This window comes from Herpetosiphon geysericola (assembly GCF_001306135.1).
Taxonomy (GTDB): domain Bacteria; phylum Chloroflexota; class Chloroflexia; order Chloroflexales; family Herpetosiphonaceae; genus Herpetosiphon; species Herpetosiphon geysericola.
The window spans coordinates 1-17,139 of the sequence record NZ_LGKP01000017.1 but is presented as its reverse complement, the minus strand read 5'-3'; the positions used below and the strand labels follow the sequence as shown (position 1 = coordinate 17,139).

Here is a 17,139-nt window from a genome sequence, read left to right as displayed (position 1 = left end):
TTAGTAGAGGACAACGATGTCTGAGCTGTTTGAAGTTAGCGAAGTGCAAAATTATGGCGGGTTTTTTGGCGGCGATACGGTGACGCTTGACGTGATGGCGATTGCTGACCACAACGATTGGCGGCCATTGGTGATCGATGCTAAAGCCTTGGCAAACATTCCAGAACGCCACAATTTATTGGCCGGAATGGTCTTGACCCTCGAATTTAGCGGCGAACGGGTTGATCGGGCGGTGTTGATTGCGGCGCGTGACTACGACGAATTACGCACAGCACTCGGGGTGAATCAACTGCCAACCAGCGGCGCTGAACCAATTAAACTAAGTGGTTGTTGTACTCAATGCCAGCGCTGGCTGCCAGCCCAACATCTGCATGCTCAAGGCTGCGTGGTGTGTACGCCAGCCTAAATTTGCCTGATGATCTGCTACAATACAACGACTGAATTTGTTTATTTGTACGTGAGGAATGGTATGAAACAGCTTTCGCATGCGGCAACGGCAGTGGCTTGTGCCAACATTGCGTTTATCAAGTATTGGGGCCAGCGCGACGCGCATCTGACTCTTCCAACCAATGGCTCGATCTCCATGAATCTTGATGGCTGTCTAACCGAGACAACCGTACAATGTTTGCCCGAAGCCGTGGAAGATAGCGTTTGGCTGGCCTTGAGCGGCGGCGAAGAAATTCAGGCCAAAGGTCGCCAGTTTGAGCGCGTCATCCAACAGATTGAGCGTTTGCGCCAATTGGCGGGAGTTACTGAGCGGGTCGAAGTGCGCTCACGCAATAATTTCCCTTCTGATGCAGGCATTGCCTCATCGGCTGCGGCCTTTGCTGCATTAACTCGGGCTGCGGCCTCGGCCTTTCGTTTAGAGCTTGATGAAGCAGAATTATCACGCCTAACGCGACTTTCTGGCTCTGGCTCGGCCTGCCGTTCGATTCCTGCTGGCTTTGTCGAATGGTTTGATGATGGCAGCCATGCAGGCTCGTATGCAGCCCAAATTGCGCCACCAGAGCACTGGAATTTAGTTGATATTGTGGCCGTGATTAGCACTGAAGCCAAACATGTTGCTTCAACCAGCGGCCATAGTGTTGCCACCACTAGCCCCTATTTTCCGGTACGTTTAGAAGGTATTGAACAACGTTTGGCTGATGTGCGCCAAGGCATTCTTGAGCGTGATATTCAGCGTTTGGGCCAAGCCTCGGAAGCAGATGCTATGTCGATGCATGTGATTGCCATGACTGCCCAACCAGCAACAATGTATTGGTTGCCTGGAACCTTGGCTGTGATGCAGGCAGTGCAACGCTGGCGGGTGCAAGATAATTTGCAAAGCTATTGGACGATTGATGCAGGCCCGAATGTGCATGTGATTTGCGAAGCCAAAGATGCGCCTGAAGTCGAAGCGCGGCTCTGCGAGTTGGATGCTGTCCAGTGGACGATCGTTAATGGTGCTGGCCCTGAAGCGCGTTTAGTTGGATAACAGGTGAGCCTATGTTGCGCCGATTACGAAGCTATCTCTTAATTGTTGGCTTGTTGACGCTGACCGTAAGCGTTGGCTCCGCAGAAACTGCTGCGGGCCAGCCACGTTATTTTGCCGAAACCGGCCATACCTTAGCCTACAATTTTCGGCTGTTTTGGGAGCGTAACGGCGGCTTGGCGATCTTTGGTTATCCCATCACAGAGGTATTCGTTGAAAATGGTCGTCCGGTGCAATACTTTGAGCGAGCACGCTTAGAGTGGCATGCAACAATTGGCTGGACGTTAGCAGGCCATCTTGGGCGTTGGGCCGCCGAAAGCTCTGCCGACCAACCAGCTTTCAAACCACGCAGTGAGGCCGCCTACCCTGGCCAAATGTTCTTCCCCGAATCCAAACATACGTTGGGCGGGCTATTTCGCCACTATTGGGAGCGCAACGGCGGCTTGCAAGCCTTTGGCTACCCGCTATCGGAAGAATTTCTAGAGCGCAACCAACAAGATGGCCAGATTTATACGGTGCAATATTTTGAGCGAACGCGCTTTGAATACCACCCAGAGCTGCCAGCAGCCTATCAAGTATCGTTGGGTCACTTGGGCCGCCAATATTTGGATGCGACGAATGCTGCGCCTGAATGGGCTAAACGCAAGGTCAATAATGCAGAGGCTGCTTGGCAAGCCCTGCGCCCAACGCGCATCAGTATGCCGCGAATTGGCCTTGATAGTCCAGTTATCGAAGCTGGCTTTTCGCTTGGCACATGGGATGTACCAACTGATGCTGCGGCGCATTATTGGCCAGTCGCTGGCTTTCCAACAACAGCTGGGAATATAGTCCTAGCAGGGCATGTCGGCTATCGTGGTATTATCTTCAGTCAGTTACCCAACGCAGTTGTCGGCGATAGCTTGCTATTAACTGTCGATGGCACAGAGCGTCGCTACCAAGTGACTGAGATTCGTACCGTGACCCCCGACCAAACATGGGTGATGGACCCAACCGCTGAAGAAACGGTTACCTTGATCACCTGTGTGCCGATTGGTGTCTATTCGCATCGCTTGATTGTGCGTGCGAAGCCCCAACCGTAGGAGTTGTATGTCAGCACCTGTTCAACAATTAATTCAACAAGGCATTCAAGCAGCGCGGAGTGGCAACCATGCAGAGGCCCGACTCATCCTGCGCCAAGCGCTAAGCGCTGATTCAAGCAACGAGCAAGCATGGCTTTGGCTAAGCGCTGTTGAAGCAACCAACAGCGAAAAAATCGCCGCCTTAAAACAGGTTTTGGCGCTTAATCCAGCCAATGCTGCTGCCAAACGTGGCCTTGAGTTACTTAAACCAGCCCAGATTGATTTTGCTAATTTGGGCCAGACCAGCACTGCCGCTCCGGCGAAAGCCAGTTTTTCGCCACCGCCAGCCCGCGCCGCAGGCAACAGCAGTTTATTACAGCCACGGCCTAATTTCGAGCCAAGCCCAGCAGCGCCAGCACCCAATCCCAGCCTGAATGCAGCGGCTCCTAGCATGCCAACACCTGTGGCACAGCCCCAAGCAGTAGCTGCGCTTGAGCCAGCAATAGACGAAGCCACGCCAACACCAGAGCCAGAAAACGCCGTGAATTATGCCAATGATTTGGTTGGTTCGCTGCGCCCTGCAATTGCCAAAGGCCCCAAAAAACGTTCAGTGTTGCCCACCAAAAGTGAATTGATCATTTCCGCTATTCTTCTTGTCTTACTGGTTGGCGGCTTTAATCTGGTACGGTCGGCCTTAGCTGGGCAGCTTTCTGGCTCGCTTGATCCGAACGATGTGAGTGCGAGCGAGCGGGCAACCAGTCAAGCGTTACTAGGCTGGAATACTGGTCAAGCAACGCCGGTTATCGAGGTTGTAATTGATCCTGATCAGCCCAATCCTGTCCAACCAGTTGAGCCAGTGGCGAGCGGTAGTGTTCACCAATCGCGCAGTTATTTTTTAACCATTGGCGAGCTAGTTCTAGCTGGTGATGCTAAACAGGTAACGATTAATGTGACACTCCAAAACCCTACAAGCCGCCCAGTGAGCTTTCGGGTTGCCGATTTTACCATCCAAACCAATCTTGGTACGTTGCCAATTACAGCCCAATCAACAGTGTTGGGTTCGCTGACAATTCCTGCGAACAATACAGTTGCTGGAACCTTGGTAGCTCAAACCAATACTGGGGAAATTAAATCGGTCCAGTTGGTTTGGCGCCCAACCAGTGGCGGTATTTCCAAAACGATTAAATTACGCTAACTCAATTTCAAGCATGCCATGGTTGCTTGCTCACCAAGAGCGCAGCCATGGCGTTGCTATGTAAGGAACTTGGATGTTTGATCAGTTTGTACCCTATTACGATGCAGATTATGGCGATTTTCAGGATGACATATTGTTCTATCGCGAGCATGCGCGCATGGCTGGAGGCAGCGTTTTAGAGCTGATGTGTGGCACTGGTCGGGTGGCAATTCCGCTGGCTCAAGCTAAACTGAATGTGGTGGGCATTGATATTGCTCCTGCGATGATTGAACGGGCCAAGGCTGCTGCTGATAGCGCTGGCGTTGCGGCACAGCTAAAATTGGCAGTGGCCGATGTGACCGATTTTCAGCTTGATCAGCAATTTGGCATGGCTTTTGTGGCGATTAATTCGTTTATGCACTTGGAAACAACCAAGGATCAGATCGCAGCCTTGCATTCAATTAAGCGCCATTTAAAACCCAATGGTCTGTTATTGCTCGATTTGTTTAATCCCGAGCCAAGCCAACTAAGCGCGGTTGATGGCCTGATGGTGCTTGATAAAAGTTTTCGGGCCAGCAATGGTAATTTGGTGCAGAAATTTGTCTATCGTAGCGTCGATTTAGCAGCTCAGCACCAGCAGGTTCAATTCTGCTACGATGAAATTCAGCCTGATGGCCAGGTGCGGCGCTGTGTCTTACCCTTTGGCATGCGTTGGCTCTATCGCTATGAAGCCGAGCATTTGCTGGCTCGTTGTGGCTTTGAATTGCAGGCAGTCTATGGCTCGTATGAGCTTGATCCATATACAAGTGAATCAGAACGAATGTTGATTGTGGCACGAGGAATTTCCCAATGAGCATGCTTGATCCCTATGAGGTTGAACGGCTCGAACGTTCGCGTAAACGGGCAACCCGCTTGTTGACGCTGGTGATGGGCTTGGCAACTCTGTTTTGCGGCGCCTTGTTTGTATACATTATCAGTCCGCCCGCTCGCACCTATACGCTTGGGCCGGTAAGCCAATTTCCGCTTGGCCAGACGGTGCAGGTTTCGGTTAAACAATTAGTTGCCTCAGAAACGATTGCTAGTCGGCCTGAAGTCAGCGATGATCCGTTGCTGGTGACACGGCTCAGCGCCGACCAATGGCGAGTATTTTTGGCTTGGGATAGCCTAAGCGGTTGTATTGTGATTTATGAGCAATCCAACCAAACTTATCGTGATCAATGTTCAGATCGGGTGTATGATGAACAGGGGTTCTTGATTAGCGAGAATCGGCGCTTGCGTTTGGGCCAACTACCAGTCACCGTAGTTGATGAACAGGTTCAAATTCGTGATGAACTGTTACCTGATCCTCGGCAAGAATAGCTTGACAATAGTCTATAATTGTTTGTGGGGATAGAGGTTGGTTGGCCGTTGAATTTTGCAAAGAAGGAGGGCATGTGCATCGCTTTGAGCGATCTGCCCCATTGGTGGTGGAAGAATTTGCAGACCCAGGTATCGATCGGCGCGAAGGCCCACCATTAAGTTTAGGCAGTGCCTATTTAATGTTGGGAATGGTCGCTGGAGATGAGTGTCCGCCGGAAATTCTGAATGTGCTTGATCAGCTTAGCCCTGAGAAATGGTATCACGGCCAGTTGTTTGAAACCATGATGAATTATTTTGAAGATCGTGATCCCGCCTTATTGATGGAAATTGGCCGCGGGATTTACTACTCGTTGGCGGCGAAGTTTCGCGAAATGGGCCTGAACACGCCAACCGCAATGTTGGCGGCAATGCCCGACGTTTGGCATACAGCAACTCGGGGCGCGAGTGGCGAATGGCGTACTACAATTGTCGCGCCGTATCATGCTCGGGTCGAATTAAAACAACCCTATAACTGTATGTTCGAACAAGCAGCGATGGAAGGGGTGTTACAAGGTTTGGGCGCCCGCGATGTTCGCATCATCCACGACCCATGCATGCGTAATGGCGCTCCTGCTTGTGTGTTTACAATTCGCTGGACGGAAGTTTAACTAACAGCCCTTGGATATGTGTTTGATGCTTGCCTGTTATGCCAAGGCATAACCATGTTGCTCGCTCCTCATCGAACCCATTAACCAAGGGCTGTTGGTTTAATTCTGAAGAATTTCGGCAAATAAGCCGACGTTGGTTTGGCGAGGGCTTGGGTCGTAGATGGCAAATTCAATTTGCTCAAATGGCCATGGCTGTTGGCCAATACCTTCTTTGAATAAGCGCGCGATTAGCGCTGGATCGTTGCCAAAGACCCCGCAACCCCACGCCCCCAAAATCAAGCATTCGATTGGCTGCGTGGCGCAAAACGCCAGGAGCCGCTGCATCCGTTGACGCATAGCTGGCTCAACCGCGTTGCTTTGGCCAGTGTGGTTTTGGCGAATTGCCCCAGCATTGACCGCCGCCATGGTAATCACATCGACCAAATAAGGCTGATCAAGCCAATTGCCAGCATCATCACAGACTACTGGCACCTGCGGCGACCAAATGAGCGCATCGGAATAGAGCAAATCATTTTGCTGTTTATGGTAGCGGTAAAATTCACTGCACTTGGTCAAACAAGGATACAACCCCGACGAACGGGCGATACTTTCCTCTTGGGCTTGGCTGCCACCTAAAAAACCACCACCTGGATTTTTGGCCGAAGCAAAATTTAAAATGCCAACGCGTTGGCCTGCTTGGGCGGCGCGTTGGGCAGCCTCCAAGGTTGTAGCAGCATAAACCTTGATGCTTGGTTGTTGGCTGGCGCTGCGGCTTGCTGCCAAAGCGGTATCAGGCCAAATAATGCTGCTTGCATGCTCAGCAGCAGCTTGGGCAGTTGCAATGCTGACCCATTGATCGGCCTGATTGACATAGCCTCCAGCGCTCAAACAAGCGAGCGTGCGTTGGGCGATGCTTTTGCGTTCTTCTCGTTTCATCGTAACCGTGCGGTTGCCTCCCAAAAACTGCCAACCGGCTGATAGCCAAGCGGCTCATAGATTTGGCGGGTTGCAAAATCGTTGCTTTTTACATCGTGAATAATATTGGTATAACCTTGATCAAACAAACTTTGGGTCAGATGGGCAATGATCGTGCGTACATAGCCATTGCCGCGCAAGGCTGGATCGGTGTAGACGTTGCCAATCGTCGCCAAGTGATCGCGGCTATTGACCAAGTGGGTGCCGCCAACTGCAACCAAGGCTCCATGGCGGCGCACGCCATAGTATAACCCGCCATGCAACTGATCTGGGCTAAACGTTGGCACATCGTTCATGGTGTAGAACGCCGAAAGCTCACCAAGATGCTGATCTTCTAGTTGCTCAAGCTGGGTGCCATTCGGCAGATCGCTAAGCTGACCAGCCTCAATCGCAATCCGAATAATCGCTTGTTCGTTGCTGAAGCGGTAGCGCTTGCCTAACATATGGCGATAGTTTCCATTCATATTGGCCACAATACATGCTTTAGGCCATTCGTTTTTGGCTACCAAGATCGCGTTAATACCTTGGGCGGCGCCATAGGGAATTAATGCGGTAAATGTGCTGGTGCGATACCAGAGCAAAATTGCCCATTGTGCGCCATTCTGGGCAAGGCTAAATTGCGAGCGTTCGCGGAAGGGCGGTTGCAAATCGCCCAATGCATAGGCTGATTCAAGCCGATTTTGGCCTAGTAAGTCGTGCAATGTTTGGTCGGATGGAGTGAAATCAACCTGCCAAGTCATGGAAACGTCCTGTCTTTGGGTTTGCTGAAGGGATGCCGCTGCTTAAATTATAGACCTTCAGCATGAGATTACAAGATTAACACTTTGCCAACGCAGCGTCACTACTGTGTTAATGGAGCAGTGCTATGCTTTTTCTAGCAGTTCTTTTTTGTAGTGGAGGTCCAAATCGATGGCTAAGTTTCTTGTGGTTCGCCAATTGCCGCGCCTCCACACCCAACGGAGCGCCTTTGAACGCGATTGGCAAACCCCATGGCCGCGAACCAGCAGCGCCCGCGCGTTGATCTGGCGACCGCAAGCAGATGTTCATGAGTACGCCGAGCAATTTGTGATTAAGGTTGAACTGGCAGGCATGCGCGACGCTGCAATCGAAGTAACGCTTCACGATGGCGTGTTGTATGTCAGCGGCCAACGCGAAGAGCATTGCCCAAGCCACGGTGTTCACATCCATGAATTGGGGATTAATTATGGCCATTTTGAGCTAGAGTTTGCGCTGCGCGCTCCAATCGACGAGGCCGCAATTAGTGCTCGCTACGACGATGGCATGTTGCTGATCACGTTGCCCAAGCGCAATCCAGCCCAAGCTGAACCACGGCGGATCACGATTGAACAAACCAACGTCTAACTCGCATTGGTGCTAAAAAAGGGGTTTATAGATGTCAGATTTTGAACGAACAACCACGATTCCAGATGAAATCGCGATTTTGCCATTATTAGGAACGGTTGCTTATCCTCAAACCATCGTGCCATTGGCCGTTGGCCAGCCAGAGTCGATTCGCTTGATCGACGATTTGATGGCTGGGCAGCGAATTGTTGGCTTGGTGGCGCTGAAAAACGAAGATGAACGGCCCAATCCAGTTACGCCTGAAGATTTTTATCAACTTGGCAGCGCTGCGGTTGTGCATAAATTGATGAAATTGCCCGATGGCACCTTGCGCGTGGCGATGCAAGTGCTTGAGCGGATCGAGATTGTTGAAATTATTCAAACCGAGCCATATTACCGCGCCAAAATTCGGGTTGTGCCCGACCAAGTGATCGAGAGCGAAGAGCTTGAAGTTATCGCTTTGATGCGCTCGATTGGCACAATTGCCAGCCAAATTGCGCCCTTGATTCCACAATTTCCCACCGAGTTGTTGAATTCGGTGCTGAGCGAAGAAGATCCACGCCGTTTGGCCTATTTGGTAGCTTCGTATGCCCGTATGAGCGTGACCGATCGCCAAGCGGTTTTGAGCGAGCCAAGCATCAAGCAAAAATTGCTCAAATTGAACGAAGTGCTCACCCGCGAGCTGAATGTGTTGCAAATTGGTCAGCAAATTCAATCGCAGGTGCAAGACGAGCTTGGCAAATCGCAGCGCGAATATGTGTTGCGCGAACAACTCAAAGCAATTCGCAAAGAACTGGGCGAAACCAACGAACAAGAAGTTGAAGTTGATCGTTTGGCTGAGCAAATCGAAGCTGCTGGCATGAGCGCCGAAGCCCACGAGCAAGCCATGCGCGAGCTTGATCGGCTGCGCCAAATGCCTGCTGCTGCTGCCGAATATAGCGTTATTCGCAGCTATTTGGAAACCTTGATTGCCTTGCCATGGCAAAAACGTAGCGACGACACGATTGATGTGACCCAAGCTGCCGAAATTCTCGATGCCGACCATTATGGCTTGGCTGAAATCAAAGAGCGGATTTTGGATTACTTGGCGGTGCGCGAATTGCGCCGCAAGCGTTCGCCAGAGCGTGATCCAGGCCGTGGCGCAATTCTGTGTTTCGTTGGCCCTCCAGGCGTTGGCAAAACCAGCCTTGGCCGTTCGATTGCCAAAGCTATGAATCGCGAATTTGTGCGTTTGTCGTTGGGCGGCGTGCACGACGAGGCCGAAATTCGCGGCCATCGCCGTACCTATATCGGTGCAATGCCCGGTAGCTTAATTCAAGCGATTCGCCGCAGTGGAGTCAACAATCCGGTTGTGCTGCTCGACGAAATGGATAAGCTCAGCTCAGATCATCGTGGCGACCCAACCTCGGCCATGCTTGAGGTGCTTGATCCAGCCCAAAACGCCAATTTCCGCGACCACTATTTGGATGTGGCTTGGGATTTGTCGCCAGTAATGTTTATTGCAACCGCCAATAGCTTGCAAACCATTCCTGGGCCATTGCGCGATCGCTTGGAAATTATTCAACTTGGCAGCTATACTACTCGCGAAAAGTACGAAATTGCCCAGCGCTATTTGGTGCCAGAACAACGCGAGCAACATAGCCTTGAGCAAAGCGAAGTTGAAATTCAGCCAGCTGCCTTGTTGGTAGCGATTGAAGAATATACCCGCGAGGCTGGCGTGCGTAATTTGGAGCAACACATTGGCACGGTGATGCGCAAAGCAGCGCGTCAAGTTGCGCTTGGTTCGGCCACGCCAATTGTGATTGACCCAGCCAAAACCCGTGAATATTTGGGCAAGCAACGTTACTTCTCGGAAATTCACGAGCGCACCGATCGGCCTGGGATTGTGACAGGTTTGGTTTGGACTCCGGTTGGTGGCGATATTATCTTTATCGAAGCCACCAAAATGACCGGACGCGGCAACTTTGCCCTCAGCGGTCAGTTGGGCGATGTGATGAAGGAATCGGCGCGAGCAGCATTAAGTTGGGTGCGGGCTGAAGGCGAAAACTACGGCATCGACCCACATTTTGCCCAGCATTTCGATTTACACGTGCACGTACCAGCAGGTGCGCAACCAAAAGATGGCCCATCGGCGGGGATTGCCATGGCCACGGCTTTGGTTTCGTTGCTCACAGGCCGCGCCTTGCGCGACGATGTGGCGATGACTGGCGAAATTACTTTGCGCGGCAAAGTGCTACCAATCGGCGGCGTGCGCGAAAAAGTGTTGGCAGCCCATCGCGCAGGCATTCGCACCATCATTCTGCCACAGCGGAATGTCGCTGATTTGGATGAAATTCCAGCAGAAGTGTTGGCCGAAATGGAATTCCACGGCGTTGAGCATGTTGGCCAAGTGATTGAGCTAGCCTTGCGCAAAGAGCCGAGCGAAGCGCCAGTCAGCGTGCCAGAATCAGCAGTGATGGAAAATTTAATCCCATCAGATGTCGAAGTCTTGGTTCATTAAACTTAAACAGCGCCGTTGGAATTGCTCCAACGGCGCTGTTTCGTTAAGCAGCTGAATTATTGTTTGGTTGGTTCGCTAGCGGCTTTTTGATGGCGTTGCATCGCGGCGATAGCCTCTTCTTCGGTGGCGAAGATATCGGCATATTGGGCGAGGCCGACCATGCGGAAAATCTTTTGGAAGTGGGGGCTAAGGCCGCTAATTGCCAGCTTTTGGGCTTGGCGATTGACCTCGGTGACCACCCCAATTAAAATAGCAATCCCCGCGCTGTTGATATAATCGCTTTGGCGCGAGTTGATAATAATATACTTAGCGCCATCTTTGCTAACGCCTTCGTATGCACCCGTAATGGCCTCTTCGGCAAATGTCGTGACATCGCCTTCGAGATCAATAATCCAAATCCCGTCACGTTGACGGGTGGTAACTTTCAATTCATCATCAATCATAGGTCCAAAACTCCTTGACCAAGGATCGCGCTAGGCTGTGGCTGATCCATGCCGTCGTGGTGGATTATACATCGCTAATCGAAAACGATTGCCTTGTCCGGGCCGTGACGGTAGAAAGCCGCACTCATCAACAAGTTGTTCAATGAGCATTAAGCCCATCCCTCGCGCCGATGCCAGCCCAGCAAGTTTTTGCTCGATGGTTGCTGTTTCGATCTCTTGGGAGGGGTGAAAACGAAGACCTTCATCGCTAATAACCAACACCAGCCGATTGCGTGAAATCGTGCAGGTGATATGGATGCGGCGTTGGGTTTGGCGCTGATTGCCATGTTCGATGGCATTGATACAGGCCTCGCTCAGCGCCGTGCGTAAATCCTCAACGCGCGTTGGGTCAAACCCCATATTCCGTGCGAGCGTACCAATTGCTTCACGGGCGATTTTTTCATAGCCAAGCTGGCTGGGAAATATCAGTTCGATGGTGGCTTGGGTTTGCGCCATGTTCTTCAACTCAACGATCTAGGTGGATAACCATCCGTAATTTATTGCCGCCTGATGGTGCGACCGAAAACTGGACCTCATCCATCAGTTCTTTAATTAACCAGATTCCCCAACCACCTTTATCGTCGCTATGCAATACTTGGTGAATGTCGGGTGTACGCTCAGTGATGGTCTGATCAAGAATTTTACGCCCTTGATCGGCTACATCAACAATCAACCCGTCATCGCTGCCAGTAAAGACCACCACGACTTTCATTGCTGAATCGTGTTGATTGCCATGTTCAATTGCATTCGTTACTGCTTCGCTGACGGCAGTGCGTAGCGAATCAACGCGATCATGAGAGAAGCCCATCCGTTTCGCCATTGCACTGGCGGTATCCATGGCGACTTTCTCGTACCCCAGCCTGCTTGGCAAGTGGAGTTCAATCACCCGTTCTTCATCGCCACTAGGGGCCATGTATTGTGGATTGGACATTTGGAAACCTCACGTCGCTCGCAATGACGATGCTAGCCCTCAATATACCATAGGCGAATAAGCGTATGCAAGCTTGATTTTGCCGCTGCTAGCACTTGCGCGCAGGCTACGTTTCTGCCGAGTATAACAAAGGTTGCTAGCTGCTTCAAGACCTACAGTTATAATTATCGTTGCTAGTTATTAATCCGATGTTCTTCAATTTGGCTGTTGAGGCTTTGGCCTGCAATTTCTACATAAATTTGTTGTTCAGTCACCGAAATGCCTAAATCGCAGCGACGTTCGATCAAATTGGCAACGTTTTCAATAAAGCGTCGATCAAAGGCATAGACTGGAATTTGCTCTGCTTGATAGATGCTTTTGCCGCTGAAATTGCCCAACACTTGGGTGACATCGCGATGGGTATAGACCGCCGCGCGCCCAGCCCGTTTGCTGCCGCGATGCAAACGCTCTGCATCAGGTGCGCCAACTTCAAACCAGCCAGTCACTTGCCCCGTCAAATCGCGAATCCAAACGGCTGGTTCGTCGCCAGCAGCCACGCCTTGGGTAAAGGCAATGCCGTCGGTGTATTCCAAACAATAGGCCAAAATCCGCATCAACATATATTCTGCTGATTCTGATGGCTGGCGGGCTACGCGCAGCTCTAATTGCTCGTAGACATTGCGGTCAACATTCGCCAAATCAACATTAATCGTATAAATGGTTGCACTGAGTGCCATGAATGCTCCTAATCGTGTAATTTTTGATAAATTGCTAGCTCGAATGGGTTGCCATTGCTATTGACCCCATGATACTGCTTGAGCAAACGAAACTGGGCGGGGTTTTCCAACAAAGTGCGCGGCGTTTGCCATTGTAGCGTCCAGGCAAAGCGCGAATCCCAAACCACAATGCTGCCAACTGGCGCTTGAGCAACGGCGCTTGGTGTAATCGGCTGATACTTGGTTGGATCATAGGGATCGATGCCTGTGCCATAGGCAAACCATGGAATCGCCGCCAAAACTAGTTGCTGGCGATACTCGCTTTGCTGAAACCACGCAGTGCTATTGAGCACTTGCTGGTCGCTATCTTGAATGATAAAGGGCTGGACGCGGATGAATAACCCCAATAGCCCGATGACGATGCTTGCGCCAACCAAGCGCTGATACCACAGCGTTTTGAGGGTTGGCAGCATCAGCAACGCCACCAAACCAATACTGAGCAGCGCATCGTAGAGCACAATTCCCCGGGTTCGCCAGCGAATCCACGTCATGCCGAGCAGGCCAATGATCACCAACCCCAAGGCTGCGCGCATCGCCCAACGCTGCCAATTGATGGTTATAGGTTGACGTAATGCATGCAGTCCATAGGCGCTAAAAGTGCCAATAATCGGCGCTAAAATGGCTAAATGGCGATCGTAGCCAGCAATTTGGGTCGCAGGAATTTTCCAATAACTGATTGCCAAAATTGCGATATAGCCAACCGTCCACGAGTGCAGGGTGTTCCAGCGCATGCGCAAAAAACCATAGACCGCCAGCGCAAACGGCACGCTACCAAAGGCCACTGGCAAGCGCGTAATGTAATGCCACCACGGGCCAGTGCCATAAAATGCCACGCTGCCGCCTTTTTGAAACAACACCCGATCAAGTGGAAATAACAGGTTGGTCCAATCGTTGAGCCGCAGCGCCCAAAAGCCATTCCAAATTAACATTGGCAAGGCCATCAGGCCAAGTTGCCAGTAGCGTCGCTCTTTGACAAGGCTGAAAGCGAAAAAGATTAATAGTGGCAATGTTTCATAACGGGCTAAGGGAATAAAGCCTGCGAACAAGGCCATGAATGTCCAGTGTTGGCGGCGCTGGGCCAGCAAGGCTGCTGCCAAGTAGGCGGCGCAGGGCAATTCAGTTAATGCAGCAAAGCTTAGGCGCGCAAATTCTGGCTGAATGCCAGTGAAGATTGCTGCCAACCAATACCACTCAACCGCAAATTCTGCTGCCAGATAGGCGGCTAAGCCACAGATAATTGCTGCAAGTATGGCGCTTTGCATGTGCACTGCGGTCAAGCCAAACTGGCTGATCAACGCATAAGGGATGGTAAAGCCAGGCCGTCCCCAAACATCGAGCAATAACTCAGGGTGCTTGAAACTCCACCGCGCAATTAACAAATGCTGAATTGAATCATCGCTATAGGTGCCACTAGAGCGCAATCCATAGCTAACAAAAATTAATAGCAACAGGCCACAGCTTAGCCAGAGCCATTTGCTTGAACGACGCAAAAATCCCACCACACATTCCTCGTTGGCTCATTCGAACGTCTGGCAGTATACCACTGGTCGCGAGGTGGGGATCGGTCGTTGGGGTCTGGGGATGGGGAACCGCGAAGAGCGCGAAGGACACGAAGATGTTTTAGCCACGAATTGCACAAATTGCACGAAGGGGAAATAGACATACACCAACAATCCTACACGTGAATATTTGGGGGGGCAGGGGGCTGAAAACCCCCTGCGTTTCCCTCCGGCGGAGGGACGGAAGGGTGGCGAAACGCTGATTGGGGATTGGTTGTTGGGGGCTGGGGATTGGGAACCGCGAAGAGCGCGAAGGACACGAAGATGTTTTAGCCACGAATTGCACAAATTGCACGAAGGGGAAATAGACATACACCAACAATCCTACACGTGAATATTTGGGGGGGCAGGGGGCTGAAAACCCCCTGCGTTTCCCTCCGGCGGAGGGACGGAAGGGTGGTGATCATTCATTCTGTTTTGATAAATGTCTATTTTGAATTATAGTCTGCTTTGAAGAATAAATAATTGCTGCCAAGTCCTAATCTCAAGCATAGCTTGAAAGTGCTATAATTGCAGGCGACACTTGTTTGGAGCGAGAAACCCCATGCCCAATTTAGGAGCGCATGTTTCAACCGTTGGTGGTTTGCACACAGCCTTTGAGCGCGCGCATGCCACAACCTGTCATGTGATTCAAATTTTTACCAAAAGCCAACGCCAATGGAATGCCAAGCCATTAAGTGCCGCTGATTGTGCCAATTTTCAGGCGGCGCACCGTGATGCTGGCATGCCACCCTTGATTGCCCACGATTCATACTTGATCAATTTGGGCAGTCCCGACGATAGCTTATGGGAAAAATCGATCGCAGCGTTTCGGGTGGAGCTTGAACGTTGTCAGCAGTTGGGGGTTGGCGCGTTGGTCACCCACCCCGGCGCGCATGTTGGCTCAGGCGAGGATGCGGGTTTGGAACGGGTTGGCGCGGCATTGCGCCGTTTATTGGCCGAAAATGCTGGCGAAACCCAGATTTTGCTCGAAATTACCGCTGGCCAAGGCACTGCTTTAGGCCATAGCTTTGAGCACCTAGCCCGCTTGATCGAGCTATGCGATGGTCATCCAAGGCTTGGAATTTGCTTTGATACCTGCCATGGTTTGGCTGCTGGCTACGATTTTCGCACTGCCGAAGGCTACCAACGCACGTTTGAGCATTTTGATCGTTTAATCGGCATCGATCGCTTGCGTGCCTTCCATCTCAACGATTCCAAGAACGATCTTGGCAGCCGAGTTGACCGTCATACCCATATTGGTGAGGGATTTGTGGGTTTGAGCGGTTTCGAGTTAATTATGAACGATCCTCGCTTTCAAACGATTCCGATGGCCTTAGAGACCCCGAAAGAACCAGATGAAAGCGCAGATATTCGCAATTTAGCAACGCTGCGTGGTTTGCGCCGCTCAGTTGTTAGCTCAGCACCACAAAGCGAGGTATAAATGGGAAACCAACCAAAAAGCAAACGCCGGTTGTGGGTGTCGTTGTTGTTGGGCTTGGCCGCTGTGGTGGTGATTGTGCGGCGCAAGCTGCAACCAATCGATTCGGCTCCAATTTTGCCACCACCACCGCCGCCACCATCCGATCCGCCGCGGATCGTCTTGCCAACCGATATTTTAACCACGGAAATTGCGACCAGCGCTCCCGAAGTCGAAGCCGATCCGGTTGCCATTGAGCCAGAGCCAGTTGCTGATGAAGCACCATTGTTGGAACGCGAAGTTGGCGGCAATGACGCTGCAAGCGCTGAAACCACTGAGCCAGTTGCTGAAGCTGAAACCCCAGCCGAGGATGATGACGATGATGAGTTGCGCAGCTACTGCGTCTCATGTCGTGCCAAGCAGCCAATGATCGATGCTCATGAAGAGTTGACCGAAAATGGCCGCCGTGCCTTGCGCGGAACCTGCGAAGTCTGTGGCGCTGGCATGTTCCGCTTTTTGCCCAACAAAGATTAAAATCTGTATTTAATGATGGTTGTTCGCTCATCTCTGTTTCCATAAATTGAAGTTTAGGGGGTACAGGGGGATTAAAGCCCCCTGTGTTTCCCTCCGGCGGCGGGACGGAAGGGTGGCGAACCATGAAGATTAACTAAATCTTGTAAACATGGTTGTCGGTTTAAAGCACTCTTGGTAGCTTAGGCCTACTGGGAGTACTTTATTTTAATCATGAAGCTTCTGGCTCAAATTCAATATAATCAACGAAGGTGGTCGCTGGCGGAATCTCTTCGCCTTCCAAATGCATAACAATCGCTTCTTGCAACAGTTGTTTAACTTCTTCTGGCGTTTCACCAGTGGCAACACAGCCTAAAACATCGAGAATATAGCCCGAATAGTTATTTGGAGCTTTTTCAATCACAATTGCATAGCGCATAAGCATTCTCCTTTGCAAAGATTGATTGCGCTAGTATAGCAAATTAAATATAATTTGGCTGCTAATCAGTGCGAGGGAGAGAAGCTGATGAATTATGGACGTATCGCAACAGTATTCATGGTATTAGGTTTGATGCTCGTGCTTGCTGCCTGCGGTGATGCCGCACCCTCGGCTGCATGTTATCCCTTGAATGAGATTGAACAACGTGCGGAAGTTGCCTTTCTTCCAGCTGATACGGTTCTCTTGCATTATGAGGCGAGTAATGATGAAAACCATCAAGAAAGCCCATATCGTGGAGTGATTGAATCGGTGATGGGCAGTAATCAAGATACAAAAGCATTCTTCCAAACCTATACCACCTATCTTCAGCGGCAAGGATGGTCGCAAGACATCGCACATGCTGATGAAATTATGTGGTCTAAAGAGGCACTAATAGGCTCTGTCTGATAATTCAGGATACCGATGTCGCTGGTGCAAGGATACGCACCAAGCGTTGAATCATCGCCAGATGGACGAATCCGAGATAGTTCAGGGCCAGTTTCTCAAATCGCGTGGCCACC

20 protein-coding genes are annotated in these 17,139 nt (G+C 51.1%); 12 read left to right on the top strand and 8 right to left on the bottom strand.

What is annotated here, in order from left to right; all coding sequences use genetic code 11:
- The first annotated feature begins 16 nt into the window (after positions 1-16).
- From SE18_RS10315 to SE18_RS10285, 7 genes are all read left to right on the top strand, one after another.
- Positions 17-406: a hypothetical protein gene (locus SE18_RS10315; RefSeq protein WP_054534374.1), complete on the top strand. Its 390-nt coding sequence runs from the start codon at positions 17-19 to the stop codon at positions 404-406.
- Between the two features lie 63 nt (positions 407-469).
- The gene (gene mvaD, locus SE18_RS10310; RefSeq protein WP_054534373.1) at positions 470-1,474 is read left to right on the top strand and encodes a diphosphomevalonate decarboxylase; all 1,005 of its coding nucleotides are present in this window, start codon (positions 470-472) and stop codon (positions 1,472-1,474) included.
- Between the two features lie 11 nt (positions 1,475-1,485).
- Positions 1,486-2,550 (top strand): sortase, encoded by a 1,065-nt coding sequence (locus SE18_RS10305; RefSeq protein WP_152976606.1) that lies wholly within the window; start codon positions 1,486-1,488, stop codon positions 2,548-2,550.
- Positions 2,551-2,557: 7 nt separating this feature from the next.
- Positions 2,558-3,724, top strand: a complete 1,167-nt coding sequence (locus SE18_RS10300; protein WP_054534372.1) for a tetratricopeptide repeat protein — start codon at positions 2,558-2,560, stop codon at positions 3,722-3,724.
- Positions 3,725-3,797: 73 nt separating this feature from the next.
- Entirely contained in the window at positions 3,798-4,556 is a 759-nt protein-coding gene (locus SE18_RS10295) for a class I SAM-dependent methyltransferase (protein ID WP_054534371.1), read from the top strand.
- Entirely contained in the window at positions 4,553-5,062 is a 510-nt protein-coding gene (locus SE18_RS10290; RefSeq protein ID WP_054534370.1) for a hypothetical protein, read from the top strand. Before SE18_RS10295 ends, SE18_RS10290 begins: the two co-directional genes overlap by 4 nt.
- A 74-nt stretch (positions 5,063-5,136) precedes the next feature.
- The gene (locus tag SE18_RS10285) at positions 5,137-5,709 is read left to right on the top strand and encodes a hypothetical protein (protein WP_054534369.1); all 573 of its coding nucleotides are present in this window, start codon (positions 5,137-5,139) and stop codon (positions 5,707-5,709) included.
- Between the two features lie 99 nt (positions 5,710-5,808).
- On the opposite strand, the gene SE18_RS10280 is transcribed toward SE18_RS10285, so the two are convergent.
- Together SE18_RS10280 and SE18_RS10275 are read right to left on the bottom strand one after the other, a co-directional pair.
- Complete coding sequence (locus tag SE18_RS10280; protein WP_054534368.1) at positions 5,809-6,624, bottom strand: TIGR02452 family protein; 816 nt, start codon at positions 6,622-6,624, stop codon at positions 5,809-5,811.
- Positions 6,621-7,403 carry a GNAT family N-acetyltransferase gene (locus tag SE18_RS10275; RefSeq protein ID WP_054534367.1) on the bottom strand — a complete coding sequence of 261 codons (783 nt, stop codon included), beginning with the start codon at positions 7,401-7,403 and terminating at the stop codon, positions 6,621-6,623. Before SE18_RS10275 ends, SE18_RS10280 begins: the two co-directional genes overlap by 4 nt.
- 169 nt (positions 7,404-7,572) lie before the next feature.
- On the opposite strand from SE18_RS10275, the gene SE18_RS10270 reads away from it, so the two are divergent.
- The gene (locus SE18_RS10270; RefSeq protein ID WP_054534366.1) at positions 7,573-8,025 is read left to right on the top strand and encodes an Hsp20/alpha crystallin family protein; all 453 of its coding nucleotides are present in this window, start codon (positions 7,573-7,575) and stop codon (positions 8,023-8,025) included.
- A 31-nt stretch (positions 8,026-8,056) separates the two neighbouring features.
- On the top strand, positions 8,057-10,504 hold the full coding sequence (lon, locus tag SE18_RS10265) for an endopeptidase La (protein ID WP_054534365.1): 2,448 nt from the start codon (positions 8,057-8,059) through the stop codon (positions 10,502-10,504).
- 56 nt (positions 10,505-10,560) lie between these two features.
- On the opposite strand, the gene SE18_RS10260 is transcribed toward lon, so the two are convergent.
- From SE18_RS10260 to SE18_RS10240, 5 genes are all read right to left on the bottom strand, one after another.
- Positions 10,561-10,947: an STAS domain-containing protein gene (locus SE18_RS10260; protein ID WP_054534364.1), complete on the bottom strand. Its 387-nt coding sequence runs from the start codon at positions 10,945-10,947 to the stop codon at positions 10,561-10,563.
- A gap of 30 nt (positions 10,948-10,977) precedes the next feature.
- A complete protein-coding gene (locus SE18_RS10255; protein ID WP_054534363.1) occupies positions 10,978-11,442 on the bottom strand; it encodes an ATP-binding protein in 465 nt (154 codons plus the stop codon).
- Between the two features lie 10 nt (positions 11,443-11,452).
- Positions 11,453-11,917: an ATP-binding protein gene (locus tag SE18_RS10250; protein WP_083469822.1), complete on the bottom strand. Its 465-nt coding sequence runs from the start codon at positions 11,915-11,917 to the stop codon at positions 11,453-11,455.
- Positions 11,918-12,090: 173 nt separating this feature from the next.
- Positions 12,091-12,633 (bottom strand): YaeQ family protein, encoded by a 543-nt coding sequence (locus tag SE18_RS10245; protein WP_054534362.1) that lies wholly within the window; start codon positions 12,631-12,633, stop codon positions 12,091-12,093.
- An 8-nt stretch (positions 12,634-12,641) separates the two neighbouring features.
- Positions 12,642-14,171 carry a hypothetical protein gene (locus SE18_RS10240; RefSeq protein ID WP_054534361.1) on the bottom strand — a complete coding sequence of 510 codons (1,530 nt, stop codon included), beginning with the start codon at positions 14,169-14,171 and terminating at the stop codon, positions 12,642-12,644.
- A gap of 604 nt (positions 14,172-14,775) precedes the next feature.
- Between SE18_RS10240 and SE18_RS10235 the strand changes: the two genes are divergently transcribed.
- Positions 14,776-15,654, top strand: a complete 879-nt coding sequence (locus SE18_RS10235; protein WP_054534360.1) for a deoxyribonuclease IV — start codon at positions 14,776-14,778, stop codon at positions 15,652-15,654.
- Positions 15,655-16,164, top strand: coding sequence for a DUF5679 domain-containing protein (locus tag SE18_RS10230; protein WP_054534359.1), 510 nt, complete (start codon positions 15,655-15,657; stop codon positions 16,162-16,164).
- Between the two features lie 208 nt (positions 16,165-16,372).
- Here the strand turns inward: SE18_RS10230 and SE18_RS10225 are convergent, their stop codons facing one another.
- A complete protein-coding gene (locus tag SE18_RS10225; protein WP_054534358.1) occupies positions 16,373-16,579 on the bottom strand; it encodes a type II toxin-antitoxin system HicB family antitoxin in 207 nt (68 codons plus the stop codon).
- An 87-nt stretch (positions 16,580-16,666) separates the two neighbouring features.
- Here SE18_RS10225 and SE18_RS10220 point away from each other — a divergent pair, with 87 nt between their 5' ends.
- A complete protein-coding gene (locus tag SE18_RS10220; RefSeq protein WP_054534357.1) occupies positions 16,667-17,026 on the top strand; it encodes a hypothetical protein in 360 nt (119 codons plus the stop codon).
- Positions 17,027-17,139: the final 113 nt, after the last annotated feature.

Bases quoted from the DNA above. Each gene is read 5' to 3' on its own strand.
- lon (WP_054534365.1), top strand. From the start codon at position 8,057: ATGTCAGATTTTGAACGAACAACCACGATTCCAGATGAAATCGCGATT.
- SE18_RS10315 (WP_054534374.1), top strand. From the start codon at position 17: ATGTCTGAGCTGTTTGAAGTTAGCGAAGTGCAAAATTATGGCGGGTTT.
- SE18_RS10270 (WP_054534366.1), top strand. From the start codon at position 7,573: ATGGCTAAGTTTCTTGTGGTTCGCCAATTGCCGCGCCTCCACACCCAA.
- SE18_RS10235 (WP_054534360.1), top strand. From the start codon at position 14,776: ATGCCCAATTTAGGAGCGCATGTTTCAACCGTTGGTGGTTTGCACACA.
- SE18_RS10245 (WP_054534362.1), bottom strand. From the start codon at position 12,633: ATGGCACTCAGTGCAACCATTTATACGATTAATGTTGATTTGGCGAAT.
- SE18_RS10295 (WP_054534371.1), top strand. From the start codon at position 3,798: ATGTTTGATCAGTTTGTACCCTATTACGATGCAGATTATGGCGATTTT.
- SE18_RS10280 (WP_054534368.1), bottom strand. From the start codon at position 6,624: ATGAAACGAGAAGAACGCAAAAGCATCGCCCAACGCACGCTCGCTTGT.
- SE18_RS10290 (WP_054534370.1), top strand. From the start codon at position 4,553: ATGAGCATGCTTGATCCCTATGAGGTTGAACGGCTCGAACGTTCGCGT.
- SE18_RS10275 (WP_054534367.1), bottom strand. From the start codon at position 7,403: ATGACTTGGCAGGTTGATTTCACTCCATCCGACCAAACATTGCACGAC.
- SE18_RS10225 (WP_054534358.1), bottom strand. From the start codon at position 16,579: ATGCGCTATGCAATTGTGATTGAAAAAGCTCCAAATAACTATTCGGGC.
- SE18_RS10255 (WP_054534363.1), bottom strand. From the start codon at position 11,442: ATGGCGCAAACCCAAGCCACCATCGAACTGATATTTCCCAGCCAGCTT.
- SE18_RS10230 (WP_054534359.1), top strand. From the start codon at position 15,655: ATGGGAAACCAACCAAAAAGCAAACGCCGGTTGTGGGTGTCGTTGTTG.
- SE18_RS10260 (WP_054534364.1), bottom strand. From the start codon at position 10,947: ATGATTGATGATGAATTGAAAGTTACCACCCGTCAACGTGACGGGATT.
- SE18_RS10300 (WP_054534372.1), top strand. From the start codon at position 2,558: ATGTCAGCACCTGTTCAACAATTAATTCAACAAGGCATTCAAGCAGCG.
- mvaD (WP_054534373.1), top strand. From the start codon at position 470: ATGAAACAGCTTTCGCATGCGGCAACGGCAGTGGCTTGTGCCAACATT.
- SE18_RS10250 (WP_083469822.1), bottom strand. From the start codon at position 11,917: ATGTCCAATCCACAATACATGGCCCCTAGTGGCGATGAAGAACGGGTG.
- SE18_RS10305 (WP_152976606.1), top strand. From the start codon at position 1,486: ATGTTGCGCCGATTACGAAGCTATCTCTTAATTGTTGGCTTGTTGACG.
- SE18_RS10220 (WP_054534357.1), top strand. From the start codon at position 16,667: ATGAATTATGGACGTATCGCAACAGTATTCATGGTATTAGGTTTGATG.